This is a genomic window from Carboxylicivirga mesophila (genome assembly GCF_018271975.1).
GTDB classification, from domain to species: Bacteria; Bacteroidota; Bacteroidia; order Bacteroidales; family Marinilabiliaceae; genus Carboxylicivirga; species Carboxylicivirga mesophila.
Genome location: NZ_JAGUCN010000039.1, coordinates 23,641 through 37,449, shown reverse-complemented (window position 1 = coordinate 37,449; position 13,809 = coordinate 23,641). Strand labels below are relative to the sequence as shown.

Below are 13,809 nucleotides of genomic sequence, written 5' to 3'. Positions count from 1 at the left end.
TCATGACTATTAGCGTGGTAAGACAAACCAATGTCATTGGGCCCAAACATCGTTCTAATAATCAACATTCAACCCATTTCAGGGTTGCATACTTTTCTCATTCATTACCCCGCGCTTCGCACGGGGCTATTATAGTTAATGTCCTGCAGACATTATTTATCCTGAAAGGATTATACAATAATAACCATGGTTGAAACCCATGGGATAAGGGTAAATCACAAAATGAACCCCGAGCGGGTTCAACTAAGGATTAACAAAAATATATAGTAATTGAGATCCATTCCTTGAAAAGCCATCGGCCATTAGCTTTAAAATGCCAGCTATTCCCCAGTAACAATAGCCCTGATGGTGGCTTCGTCCTTTTTTAGTTGGGCAATGAGCTCATCCACATTGGCAAACTTTTGCTCGTCGCGCACGCGCTCAATAAATTCCAGCTCCACTTCTTCGGAGTAGATGTCGTGGTTGAAATCGAAGATATGCACCTCCAGTGAGCGATGGTCCACATTGTGATTCACCGTTGGCCGATAACCGATATTGAGCATGCCGCCGAAATCTTTTCCTTCCACACGCACTTTAACGGCATACACCCCATCGGGCGGAATCAGCTTATGAGGCTCTTCCACCTCAATATTGGCCGTTGGGTAGCCTATGCGGCGTCCGAGCTGTTGCCCGCCTACCACACGCCCCGACACGGTATACTGATAGCCCAGTATATTGTTGGCCTCCTGCATCTGCCCCGCCAGCAGGTGATTGCGTATATCGGTTGAGCTGGTTTGCATGCCATCGGTCAGCACAGCTTCCACCATAGATATGGAGAAGTTGTATTTTTTGGCAAAGGCCTGGTATTCGTCATAATTATGCTGTCGTCCCTTACCAAATCGGTGGTTATAGCCCACCATCAGGTGATGGATACCTAGCTTATCAATTAATATCTGTTGAATAAACTCTTCAGCGGTGAGGTTGGCCAGCTCCAGCGAAAAAGGTATCAACACCAGGTGGTCAATACCCAGCTGTCCGAACAGCTTGGTGCGCTCTTCGGGTGATGTGAGGAAACGCAGCTTATCGGCATCCTGCTTCAGCACCATGCGCGGATGGGGCCAAAACGTAATCACCACCGACTCACCATCCACCTCTTTGGCTTTCCGGGTCAAACGTCCCAGCAGCACCCTGTGCCCGGTATGCACCCCATCAAACATACCAATGGTAATAACGGGGCGTTGTGCTTTAAATTTTGATAAGTCGGAGTGTACCTTCACAGAAAAAGTTTTGCGCAAAAATACTATTTAAGCGGCAAGAGTCAAGGTTAATGGTGTTAGAATGTTTGAATTTGGTAAAAGACAGAGATGAGTTTAGAGTTGAAGATTTAGGAGTAGAGGGTTTAGCAACGCAGCGCTAAAGCCGCATAGCTCGTTAGCATCGCTACGACGAACCTCCATTCTGGTAGATTTGGTTTTGAATCAAATATCTGTAATTATTGTTCTGCAAGGGGTTGAATTATAACTTACCTTGTTCAACTCTTTCAGGGCTGGCTTAAGGTGTTTTATTTGCCGGGCGTTTCACACCCGGATATTGACATTAAGTCCTTTCAGGACAAAAAAATCATTATATAGGTAAACCCCAACAGTCATGAAAAATAGACTCAAACGCTAAGCGACGTTTGCAACTTCGCTTCATCTACCATGTAGTCGGCAACTACCATGCGTATGTATTTCTTTTGTCTTAAGTCTTGAATCTTTTATCTTGCCTCTTATGTCTGCAGAATCTAAAAATCCATCACTTCCTTCAGCTTTTTGTAGCCGGTGCGGCTCACCTTTAGCTTGCAATCAGGATTCAGAATGGCCAGGTAAGTATCCTTGTCATAGGGTTCAAGTCCTTTAATCTTATCGGTATTAACAATATAACTACGATGAATACGAAGGAACCGGTCTGATGGCAGGTGCTGCTCAAAATATTTCATAGTTTTAGACTTGAGATAATGACCTGCTTCGGTGTAAATCATCACGTAATCTTCCAGCGCTTCGATGTATAGCAGTTTATCCAGGTCAATCACCTCCAGCTGCGTGCCTTTTTTAACCACAATGCGTTCCAGGGCAGCGGAATCATTCTCTTTAAGCTGTTCGACCTGTGGCTGATTGGAGATATCACCCGACTGAATCTTCTGCAACACCTTCTCAACCGCTGCATCAAAGCGGTTTTCGTCAAAGGGCTTCAGCAGGTAGTCCACTGCATTCAGCTCAAAGGCTTTAAGGGCATACTGGTCGTAGGCCGTACTAAAGATGACCTGCACCGGTTCATCAATCACCTCCAACAGTTCCAGCCCGGTAATCTTGGGCATCTGTATATCCAGAAACAGCATGTGGGGCTGTTTATCTTTGATAGCTTTCATTGCCTCAAACCCATTGGCACATTCACCCACCACTTCTATGGCAGTGTGCTTCTTCAGGTAGGCCCTGATGATGCTGCGCGCAGGAGGCTCATCATCTATAATCAGTGCTTTATAACTCATAGGATAGGTCTTTTAGTTTGGTTCATGGGCATTTTGAGGAATGCGCAAGACCACCTCAAAATAGTGATTTTCGTGGTTGATGGACAATAAATCGGAACGGTTATATATCAGCTGCAGACGGTTACGTACGTTGGCCAGTCCTACTCCTTCGCCCTTGCGGCTCACACTGTCTTCATCGTAATTATTAATGACGCTTATTTCCAGCTCATTGTCCACCATGCGACAAAAGGTACGGATAGTGACCGGCTCAATACTCTCGTACACCCCGTGCTTAATAGCATTCTCAAAGAGAGGTTGCAGAATCAGCACCGGCACCTGTTTGTCCTTACAATTTTGTGGCACATCTAATTCGCACAGCAGACGCTCACCAAAGCGTACCTTCTCAATCTCCAGGTAACGATTGATATTCTTAAGTTCCTGGCGCAAAGGCAGCAGGGCCTCCTCGTTTTTCTTCAAGGAGTAGCGCATAAATTCCGAGAGCTTATTTATCATCTCCCTGGCCGCATCAGCATCGGTGATGGTTAAAGCACTGACGCTATTGAGGCTGTTAAACAGGAAATGCGGATTCAGCTGCGACTTTAAGGCATTGAGCTCCGTTTCGCGCAAGAGGCGGTTCATATGCTCATGCTGACGGTTCTTCTCTTCTATCTCGTTGTAAAATATGAGCATGTAATACACAATCACAAACACCGTGAAGATTAAACCACCCACTGTTGTACGCATGATAATGGCATTGCGGGTAAACAGCTCATTAATGACCTCATTGGCAAACACCAGCTCCAGAAATTTATAACCCAGAAATAGCCATATAAAGACGATGATACTACCCAGTAAAATAATCTGCACCACCGCATTGGTCCGCCCCTTTGAGCGATCGCTGTACATCAGCGGATACCATATACTTAGCCCCAGGAAGAACATCAATACATTAAATGTCAGGCTATCGATGATGGCCAGCTCAACCGGCAGCTCATAAATGATTAGGTTGATACCTGCATGCACTGCACAAACAATCATCCATACAATAGCATACAGCTTAAATATCCGGTTCTCTGAGAAGATAGGATGATTCATACGATAACCCGATTAGATGCTTCTGATTTCGCCACCACCAAACACAGCAGTTCCTTTAATAATTATGGTTTTTGACGGATCACTGCCTCCTTCTGAAAAGAAGTTGCGCTTATCGGCAAAACCTCCAAAGATGGATACCACTTCGGTCTTTACAGTCCAGTCGCGCGGTACAATAATTTTAGTACCGCCAAACACCATGGCCACATCCAGTATGGCGCCTTCGGGCGATAGCTGACAGCGATCCATATATACTTCGCCACCACCAAAGATGGCTGTTATCTTACCTCCCCTGAAATTCTTGGATTCCACCTGCGTTACACCACCGCCAAAAATATCTACCTCATCGATATAATCATCTGTACTTCCGGATGTACGCATCATCGGTTTCATATCGCGTCTTTTAAAATAGAAGGCTAAACCTATCAGGATGATAAAAACCGGCCAGAACTTAAATACATCTTTGTAGGTGACGCCATCAATCAGATGCGGCAATAAGTAAAAACCTCCGATAGACAGGGTGATAATAGCAGCAGTGTATTCCTTTTTAATCAGGTTGAAAATACCTATGGCCACAAAAATCATGGGCCATCTGAAGATAACATCAGTTACCTCGTAGGGCAGATAGCCCAGGTTGCCCAATAGTAATATAACGCCAATGGCAATTAAAAAAGCGCCTAGCAATCCGCGTTTGTTGTGTTTTCTTATTTCTTCCATAACGGTAGTATTAGAGTTTGTTACTAATTATGCAGCTAAAGTAACAGGACTACACCTACTGTCACAGACAAATTCGGTGAATTGCGGAAAAAGCCCCATGAGTTGCGAAAAACCAATTTAGTAAGCCATTACAATCTATAGCTTAAAATAAATGCCGCCATGGTAGCCTATGCCTCGTATCAGGTCAGTCTCATATGCAAAACCAGTAATATCGCTCGTTACTTCTGCGTCTAAATACATAAACGAAGTTACCTTTATCATTACCCCGGCACCTGCCGCCAAACTCAGGCCAGCTCCTTCAAAACGACCTTGGCTATTGATAAAATGAGCATTAATACCCAGATCAAGCTTTGGCTTAATACGCTTAAAAGGCATCTGATATTCAAAGGCAACTGGCACTGTATAGATCTTGTAGTCAATTTCGGCAGGCTCCTCCAGATTCTCTACCAGAGCGGTATTGCTAGTATAAAGAATCCCCGTTTTAGCATACACATTTTCATTATACTGAGGCAACCAAAAGAAAAGATGAGCTCCGTATTGCGGATTAAAGTCCGAGAACATTTTGCTCTTATAATACCCGAATACCGGCTCAATAGCCATACTAAACTTGTTTTTTGTCTTAGTATAAATAATGCATGCGCTACTATCGCACTTCAAGTCATGATAGGCTTTGGTAAGTTTCGTCAGGTTACGGGCATTAGGTTGTTGAATATTTTCAATTTGTCTGTATAACTCAGGAGCGTCACTAAAATAAGATTTAAGAAAACCTATATGTTGGGTCGATTTGGTTCCGTAATACTTCCCGTCTCTCAAACTTGTACTTTCCCTGTAAGGCAATGGTACAACCGTTGTTTCATCATAACTGATCAGGTAATGATTGGCCTCATCAGAGCGATAATAGAAAAGATCTTTCTCTCCATTAACCAAATATTCAACAAAAACATTGGCAGACTCTTCTTTACCCTGCTTTACTTTTTTAGAGATATAATATTTACCATCGGTAAACCTGTAGCTGTGAATATCAAAAGGGTGGTATACGTCATTTGTGCCATCATCGGATTTAAATTTACATTGTAAACTATTTCTGACATCTCCCCTAAAGTCAATCATTCCGTGAATTGTATCTCCAGTTAGCCTAATAATGTAACCGGAACGATAATCTGATTGTGCAAAAATGGATGTGCTGATAGATAGAAGGAGTAAAATTAAGGCTGTCTTCATTGAATATAATTTAATTTTAGTGCCGCTAAGAAACTAAAATTAATCATTACATCTTACCAAAAACAGCCATAAAAAAACACTATAATCCTTTAAACATCTCCAGCATCTGCCGCTGTTTACTATCGTTTGAACTGTAATAGCCTTCGATAAAACTTTCTGCTCCAGACCATATTGTCAGGATGTTACCCTGAAAATTATCGCGCATCTCGGGCGTTGATTCGGCCCTGAATTTCAGCATATCCTCCACCTGCACTTTTGATACCTCGGGATGACGCCATGAGCAAGTAGCTACTTTGAAGCCCTTCATGGCAAAAAGTACTGCTGTTTTATCAGGTCGCTCATAATGCCAGTCACAGATAAACACATCTTTTGGAATCATATCAATGGCCCGGTGAGTATTATTCATACTGGCTTCCCACATGCCCATGCCTGTTGTTTTTCCATCAATCAGGCGATCGCCCCACATCCACAACTGTTGGTTCTTAAGAGCCAGGTGATCTCTTATTTTTCTTACCTCATTGGCATACAGCTCTGCCTTGTCGTGCCCGCCACAGCGCAGACATTTATCATCGCCAATGTAGAATACCTCATCCAGACCAGCATGAAAAGCCGTTGCCTCAAAAGCTTCCATAAGCTCATCCACCAGTGCAAACACCACTTTATGCACATCCGGATGCAATGGACAGTAGCTTTTACAGTACAAACCATGCTCGTTGGGCCATTCGTACTTTTCCATCATAGGTATATGAGGCGTTTCGTCAAACTCGGGATATACTTTCAACAGATTCTCCAAATCCTCGGCCCACGACTGATGTCCCAAGAGGTTGATTTGTGGTATTATATTGATGTGGTGCTTTTGCCCCATGGCCACCAGCTGCTTCACATCGGCATTGCTTAAAACGGTTTCGTTACGCAGCTCGGGGTGCGACTCATAGGCATAATTATAATCCACACGTAGGATTAAAGTATTGATGTGCAGAGGGACCAGCTCTTTCTCTACAAAATCAATGAATTGCGCCACCTGATCGGTTTGGGGAGCAGCAATACTAAAACCGCGAACCGGTAATAATGAATCAATCTTCGTTTGTGCAGTTAATGATACTGAACACAGGCATAGTAAAATAATAAGGTATCTCATAATAATAGTTTATTAGCCCATAAGTATATAGGCCCAGGTTAAAATCAACGCATTAAAAAATACTATGAAGTATTCTCATAATGGTTATCATCCCGAATGTACAAAAGATATTATTTCCAGGCACATAAACATCATAATAATAAGCTATTTACGATGGTATGGTTATTGCACATATTGAAGCATCCCTTTGAGATAGCTGTTAAAATCGATTCGTTCAGCTGATGAATTTAAGCAAACCACCACCATGTTCATTGATGGCATAACCGTAACGCGCTGCCCCCGGTAACCATTAAAGAAGTAAACGTCTGCCGGCAAGTCGGGCATGTGCCGTTGCGAGGCATTTAACCATACCTGTGCCCCATATTTCCCATCAGATTGTATGGCGGGAGTAGTACTGTACTTAACCCACCATTCTGGCAGAATCTGCTCACCCTGCCACACACCGTTATTCAGATAAAGCATGCCCAGGCGGGCCCAGTCGCGGGCCGAGCAATAGCCATAGGAAGAACCAACGAAATTACCAACGGCATCGGTTTCTATCAGGCTATGTTGCATCCCCAGCTTATTGAATAAGCGCTTCCGGGGAAACTGATAGTAGTCCTGATATTCATCAAAACACAAACGAAGCATGCCTGATATAATGTTGGTAGTACCCGATGAGTAGCGCCAGACAGAATCTGGTGAAACCTCACTTTTAACCGAACTGGCAAAACGATACATGTCGCTTTCGAGGTATAGCATCCTGGAAACATCTGTCAGGCTGGTTTTAGAGTAGTCTTCATTCCACTTAAGTCCGCTACTCATCTGCAAGAGGTTATTGAGGGTAATCAAACTGCGATCGTCCTCACTCCAATGGCTGATGATGGCTGGCTGGTCAATATCAAGCAGGCCATCTTTAACCAGTATACCTGTAAGAGCTGCTGTGATGGTCTTCGTCATGCTCCAACCTAATAGCGGTGTGTGTTTGTCTATCCCTTCTGCATAATGTTCGGCAATCAGCTGGCCGTCTTTAATTACCACCACAGCACGCGACGTAGCCGTAAAGTGCTGCCTGATGTATTCATTCAATCCAGCCGCATTAATACCTTCAGCAAGCGTATCGGCCACCACACTTCCCATTGGCCAGTGGATAGTATCCCTGACATGAACAGGTAAAGGTATGCGTCCTTTAATCTCATTATACCCATTCGGATAAAGAGTGGCACCTATACCTTCTTCATACCGGGCCGACTGAGATACCAGCTTAAAGATGGTGCTCTTCACCTGCATGGTTTGAAAGTCAACATTGCTTTCCACCTGGTTGAATGGAAACGAACTGAGTTCCATTTGCTCTACCTGCTGCTGCGAGAGACCCTCAACAAACACACCCGAGCACAGCATTTTCGCCGAATAGCCCGTTGCACCTCTCAATAAAGGGTATAGAATGAAACCTATAATAACAAGAATAAGCGCCAAGGTAATTCCCAATACCTTCAGCGTTCGAATAACTAATTTCATGCGATTTGTTTTTAAGTGTTACGCATGAAACAGGCAAAATACTATATCTGCTGACTCCAGATTATTACTATGCTACGCAGACGATAAACTTCCCGATTTTGCTTACTTCATGATGATAAAGTTGTATCAAAATTAGGGAATTAGATACAGAAGATCGAGAGCCTGCCGTAAATAAACAGGCTCAATCAGTCATAAGGCCTCGTTGCTATCCTATCATGGAAAAGAACAAGGTACCAATAGTGAGGTACAAGAACATGCCAATGATATCGTTGAGTGTAGTGACGAATGGCCCGGTTGCCACGGCCGGATCAATCTTAAGTCGATTGAGCAACAAAGGCACAAAAGTACCAAACAGGCTTGCAAACACTACGACCGAAAACATAGCGGCACTCACTGTCAGTGTAAGGGCCATACCAGCCCCATCAATCTTATTATAAGTAAATATCAGTATGGTAAGTAGAGATGCATTTAGCAATGAAATGCCTAACTCTTTTAATAACTTTTTCCAGGTACTGTCGAGACTGGTTGCTCCTGAAGCCAGCGATTGCACTACAATAGCCGACGACTGGATACCTACGTTACCACCCATCGCTGCAATCAGTCCCATAAAAAATGAGAGTTGTGGATGATCGTCCATTACTTCAACAAAGCCCCTTACCACACGTGAGCCCAATATACCACCAAACATACCTATCAGCAGCCATGGAATACGTGCCCTTGTATGCTGCCATACACTGTCAGAGGCTTCAACATCTTCGGTGATACCCGATGCCAACTGGTAATCCTTTTCGGCTTCTTCACGCATCACATCCACCACATCATCAATGGTGATACGCCCCACCAAACGTCCCAGCGAATCAACAACCGGCAAGGCCACCAGGTCATATTTATCCATGATGTTACTAACATCCTCGGCATCTACATCCACGCGCACCGAAATAACATCTGAATTATAAATATCCTTTACCAGCACATCTACCGGGCTAAGTAACATGCGCTTTAATGACAAAGTACCTTTCAGTATGCCATCGTTATCCACCACATATACATAGTAAATCTCATCAATCTCCTCGGCCTGGCGTCGCATACTGCGCAAACAGGTTGGTATACCCCAGCTTTCTTTGACCTTGATAAGCTCTTTGGCCATCAGACCACCGGCCGTATCTTCATCATAGTTCAGCAGGTCGGCAATATCGCCTGCTGTTGATACATCCTCAATGTGTGACAGTACTTCCAGCTGACGATCGTCATCCAGCTCACCCAGTACATCAGCCGCATCATCCGAATCCATCTTGTCGATGAAGCGCTTGGCAATCACTTCACTAGGTAAACTTTCCAGGAAACGCTTACGATCATCTTCCTCCAGCTCGGTGATAACATCAGCTGCTGTGTCATCATCCATCAGGAAGTAAAGGTACTTGGCCTCGTCGATGCTTAATTCCTCATATACCTCTGCAATATCGGCCGGGTGAAGTCCTTCCAGTATCTCTGATATGGCCGTTTCATTTTTGGCCTCAATCAGTTCTCTTAAACTGTCAATATACTCCCTTGTTAATTCAAAATTCACCATAACTACAGAGAATTAGAGGTTATTAATTAATCGGATTAGCCTGAATCATGCATGTTAGTTCGATGAAATCGTTAACACTCATTTGCTCAGGACGACGTGTCAGAAAATCATGGTCAGCAATAGCCTCCCTATTGAAAGGAATTGCTTTGAGTGAGTTACGGATGGCTTTACGGCGCTGGTTAAAAATCGCTTTTACCACTTTCACAAACAATGCCTCATCACAAGGCAGGGCACCCACATCGTTACGGGTTAAACGAATAACACCCGACTGTACCTTAGGTGGCGGATTAAACACATGCGCCCCCACTGTAAACAGGTAATCTATTTTATAAAACGCCTGAAGCAATACACTCAATACACCATACACTTTGGTACCGGGTCCGGCTGCCAGGCGTTCTGCTACTTCCTTTTGCAGCATGCCCACCACTTCGGGTATCTGGTTGCGGTACTCAAACACCTTGAAGAAGATTGGCCCCGATATGTTATAGGGAAAATTACCAATCAGTGCAAAAGGTTCGCTAAATATTTCGGTTAAATCAAGCTTCAGAAAATCTTTGTAATAGATACGCCCCTTTAGTTCGGGATAATGGGCTGTGAGGTAATCAACCGACTCGCTGTCCAGCTCAATCAGGTTTAAATCAATATCCGGCCTTTGAACCAGGTATTGCGTCAACACCCCTGTTCCCGGGCCAATCTCCATTACCTTATTGTAATCTGACGATAGGCTGTTTACAATTCGTTGGGCTATATCTAAATCTGTAAGAAAATGTTGACCTAAATGTTTTTTTGCTCTTACCATATCCCAATCTCTTGTTTAAATAATGAATCAGCCCGCCGCTTGGGCCCTCTTTGGTCAAAGAAATACAAATTTGTATCTTCGACGCTCAATTGCGCGCAAAGGTAAAAAAACGAGCCTGAAAGCCGTTATGAAGATACCTAAAAATTTAAATTCGTTCAATCAGTGAAGAAATCCTTATCAAAGCTCATACAATTTATACTTTTTCCTGCCATTGGCTTATTTATTATTTACCAGCTATATAAAGATCAGAATGCAACCGAAGTAGCCGCCATCCTGCGCAACGATGTTGACTATAAGTGGATTATCTTATCGATTAGCCTGGGGATACTGAGCCATGTAAGCCGCGCCATGCGCTGGCAGATGCTGATTGAGCCCATTGAAAAGAAACCCGGTTTATTAAATACCTTTTGCGCCGTGATGATTGGTTACCTGGCCAACCTGATTTTTCCGCGCATGGGCGAAGTATCGCGGTGTGGTGTGCTTAGTAAATACGAACGCTTATCATTCACGCGCGTGGTTGGTACGGTGGTAGCCGAACGCCTGAGCGATTTATTTATGCTGCTCATTATTATGGTGGCTGTGCTAGCCCTCCAGTTCGATTTGCTCGGAGGTTTTCTGCTACGCACCCTCAAGCTGGAGTCAGTAGGTGAGATATTTCTCTCCCCTCTGTTTTATGGTATTGTGGCATTGATAGCCGTATCCATCCTGCTCATTAAAAAGTACTCGAAGCAATACCGTGCTTTGATGTTTCTGAAAAACCTGATGGCCAAATTCACCGAAGGACTAAGCTCCATCCGGAAAATAAAAAATAAGCCACTCTACCTGCTACATACATTTTTTATCTGGTTCATGTATTTTCTGATGATTTACGTGTGCTTCTTTAGCATGCCAGCCACCTCTTCTCTTAATATTAATGCGGGTATTACGATACTGTTAACAGGCAGTTTAGGAATGATTGCACCTGTTCAGGGTGGAATTGGCGCCTGGCATTTTATGGTCATTGCTACCCTTAAGCTGTATGGTGTTCCGGCCGAAAGTGGTGGTGTATTTGCACTGGTGGTGCATGCTGCACAAAACCTGATGATTATAGGTATGGGACTGCTGGCATTTGGTATGCTCCCAATTATTAATCGCAAAAAGCATGAAGCGACAGCTTTGGCCACAAACAGGTAAAGCGATAATCCTAATTCTTTCGCTGCTGGCCTATGGTTTCATTGGCCATAAGCTATGGCATTTTACTCATTGGAAAGCCCTTGTTAATTCTGTTCAGGTATCTGGTGATACATTGATTCTTTTTGTGCTCTTGATGGTTCTTTGGTTCCTCAATTTACTGTGTGAAACAAAGAAGTGGCAGGCGCTGATGGCGCCATTTAAGTCGCTGTCTCTAAAAGAATCATGGCAACAGGTTATGGCGGGCACCACAACGGCTGTTGGTTCACCTTCGCGCATTGCCGAGATGGGGGGTAGAATGGCATTACTGCCAGCCGAGCAAAGAACCCATGCAGCGATAATGACTACCGTGGGCGGCTTGATGCAAAGCACAGTTATTTTGCTCAGCGGCGCTATTACCTTCCTTTTTAAAAGTGAGGTAACAGACCGCTTTAACCTTCCACTTCATCACATCCTGGTAGCCATTGTATGCATAGCCCTATTTACAATCTTGCTTATGCTTGCTGGCATCTACCACAAAAAGTTGCGTTTCTACCTGCGCATCATCCGAAACATCCCAATTAATACAGTGCTCAAAGCCCTGTTCTGGACATTGATGCGATACCTCATATACATTATTCAACTGTATAGTTGGTTGTGGCTGTTTGGCCTTCAGTATAGCACTGGCGATTTTGTGGCTCTGGCAACAATCTATTTTCTATCAATTACCATTATTCCCTCACATATACTCATAGATATGGGTATCCGGGGCAGTGTGGCCATCTTTTTATTTTCATCGGCAGATGTTTATACCCCCTTGGTTTTAGCAGCCATATTTTCATTATGGATAAGCAATGTGGTGATACCTACGCTATTTGGCTCCTATATACTCATCAGGCAAAAGTTAATAAAACAGGCAGTTATGCAAAAAGAGGCCTGAGACATTTACGTTTTTTTTAGATTTCTGCTTATCTTAGGTGCTTGATAGTATTTGTTAACCAGAACAAACCTTGAAATGGAAAACTACATTCTTTCATTGATCAAAGAAAACAACCGCGTTATTATACCCAATTTCGGGGCATTTATTGTTGCCAAGGAAAATGGCTTTTCGGTGCTGTTTAATAATTTCTTAAGCTTTAACGACGGACTATTAGTCGATCACCTTGTTGAAATGGAGAACATTACCAAGGAAGAAGCCGAAGAAAAGATTGATGCATATGTAGAAAAGGTGAAAAGTTCGCTGGATGAGAACGGCAAATATGAAATTGCAGGGCTGGGAACTTTTACAAAAGATGCCACAGGTATCCTTCGCTTTGAACAGGTTGAAACACTAACCTCCGAAGAGGATGTAAAAACAGAGCCACTTTCTCCTGTAGCTGAAAGTGACGAATTGCTGGATATTGACAATGCCACAGAGGCGGAGAAAGAGGAAGAAATAACTGAGGCTTCAACCGAACTACCTGATACCTCGCTTAATGATACTACACCAATTGCTGAAGTTGAAGAAGAACAGCCAAGCAGCTATGGGAGCAAAATAGAACCCGAAACAGGCTTTGATAAAGACACTGCAGAAGAAGAAAAGAAAGACCCTGTAGTAGTTGCCAATAAATACATCGAAGAAGATAACAGCAAACGCAACCGCTCCATCGCCATCTTTCTGGCTGCTTTTATTCTGCTGCCGCTTATAGGTTTCTCTATTTATTTTTTCTTCTTAAAAGATAATTCACCGGCCAAGACTCAGAAAAAGATTAAAACTGAGATTGCTAAAGTAGAACCCAAACCGATACCTGCCAGTGATGCAGCCGGTACGATAGATGCAGGACCGGTAGATACGGCTGCCAATGAAACCAAAGCAGAACCGGTAGAAGAGGTGCAGCCTGTGGCAAAACCTGAGGTAAGTAAACCACATCAGTTAATTGTTGGCAGTTTCAGTACCGAAGCCAATGCCAATAAGATGATTGAGAAACTCAAATCAAAAGGCCATGATCAATGCTTCTGGTTTATGCATAACAACCGCTACCTGGTAAGTTTGGAATCATTTGCCAAAGTTTATGAAGCACAGGCACGACAGGAAGAAATTCTGCAAAGTGACCGAATGGAAAGCTGGATAATCACAAAACGCCAATAAAACTACAGAGCCG

Annotated in this window: 13 protein-coding genes; 4 read left to right on the top strand and 9 right to left on the bottom strand. The window is 43.5% G+C overall.

Annotated features, from left to right (window positions below; translation table 11 throughout):
* The coding region (locus KEM09_RS21105) for a hypothetical protein (protein WP_212231778.1) at window positions 1–194 on the top strand (194 nt) is incomplete at its 5' end.
* A 126-nt stretch (window positions 195–320) separates the two neighbouring features.
* Here the strand turns inward: KEM09_RS21105 and KEM09_RS21100 are convergent.
* The 9 genes from KEM09_RS21100 to rsmA form a co-directional block, all read right to left on the bottom strand.
* Window positions 321–1,256 (bottom strand): bifunctional riboflavin kinase/FAD synthetase, encoded by a 936-nt coding sequence (locus KEM09_RS21100; RefSeq protein ID WP_342344016.1) that lies wholly within the window; start codon window positions 1,254–1,256, stop codon window positions 321–323.
* A 506-nt stretch (window positions 1,257–1,762) separates the two neighbouring features.
* Window positions 1,763–2,506 carry a LytR/AlgR family response regulator transcription factor gene (locus tag KEM09_RS21095; protein WP_212231776.1) on the bottom strand — a complete coding sequence of 248 codons (744 nt, stop codon included), beginning with the start codon at window positions 2,504–2,506 and terminating at the stop codon, window positions 1,763–1,765.
* Between the two features lie 12 nt (window positions 2,507–2,518).
* Window positions 2,519–3,580: a sensor histidine kinase gene (locus tag KEM09_RS21090; RefSeq protein WP_212231774.1), complete on the bottom strand. Its 1,062-nt coding sequence runs from the start codon at window positions 3,578–3,580 to the stop codon at window positions 2,519–2,521.
* A gap of 12 nt (window positions 3,581–3,592) precedes the next feature.
* Complete coding sequence (locus tag KEM09_RS21085; RefSeq protein ID WP_212231772.1) at window positions 3,593–4,294, bottom strand: LiaF transmembrane domain-containing protein; 702 nt, start codon at window positions 4,292–4,294, stop codon at window positions 3,593–3,595.
* A gap of 135 nt (window positions 4,295–4,429) precedes the next feature.
* On the bottom strand, window positions 4,430–5,515 hold the full coding sequence (locus tag KEM09_RS21080) for a hypothetical protein (protein ID WP_212231770.1): 1,086 nt from the start codon (window positions 5,513–5,515) through the stop codon (window positions 4,430–4,432).
* 79 nt (window positions 5,516–5,594) lie between these two features.
* A complete protein-coding gene (locus KEM09_RS21075; RefSeq protein ID WP_212231769.1) occupies window positions 5,595–6,653 on the bottom strand; it encodes a family 20 glycosylhydrolase in 1,059 nt (352 codons plus the stop codon).
* Between the two features lie 162 nt (window positions 6,654–6,815).
* A complete protein-coding gene (locus tag KEM09_RS21070; protein WP_212231767.1) occupies window positions 6,816–8,150 on the bottom strand; it encodes a serine hydrolase domain-containing protein in 1,335 nt (444 codons plus the stop codon).
* A 205-nt stretch (window positions 8,151–8,355) separates the two neighbouring features.
* Window positions 8,356–9,720, bottom strand: a complete 1,365-nt coding sequence (mgtE, locus tag KEM09_RS21065) for a magnesium transporter (protein WP_212231764.1) — start codon at window positions 9,718–9,720, stop codon at window positions 8,356–8,358.
* A 22-nt stretch (window positions 9,721–9,742) separates the two neighbouring features.
* Window positions 9,743–10,519, bottom strand: coding sequence for a 16S rRNA (adenine(1518)-N(6)/adenine(1519)-N(6))-dimethyltransferase RsmA (rsmA, locus tag KEM09_RS21060; protein WP_212231762.1), 777 nt, complete (start codon window positions 10,517–10,519; stop codon window positions 9,743–9,745).
* A gap of 162 nt (window positions 10,520–10,681) precedes the next feature.
* Between rsmA and KEM09_RS21055 the strand changes: the two genes are divergently transcribed.
* From KEM09_RS21055 to KEM09_RS21045, 3 genes are all read left to right on the top strand, one after another.
* Window positions 10,682–11,692, top strand: coding sequence for a lysylphosphatidylglycerol synthase transmembrane domain-containing protein (locus KEM09_RS21055; RefSeq protein WP_212231761.1), 1,011 nt, complete (start codon window positions 10,682–10,684; stop codon window positions 11,690–11,692).
* Complete coding sequence (locus KEM09_RS21050; RefSeq protein WP_212231759.1) at window positions 11,661–12,608, top strand: hypothetical protein; 948 nt, start codon at window positions 11,661–11,663, stop codon at window positions 12,606–12,608. The genes KEM09_RS21055 and KEM09_RS21050 overlap by 32 nt, the downstream gene beginning before the upstream one ends.
* A gap of 75 nt (window positions 12,609–12,683) precedes the next feature.
* On the top strand, window positions 12,684–13,796 hold the full coding sequence (locus tag KEM09_RS21045; RefSeq protein ID WP_212231757.1) for an HU family DNA-binding protein: 1,113 nt from the start codon (window positions 12,684–12,686) through the stop codon (window positions 13,794–13,796).
* Window positions 13,797–13,809 lie beyond the last annotated feature (13 nt).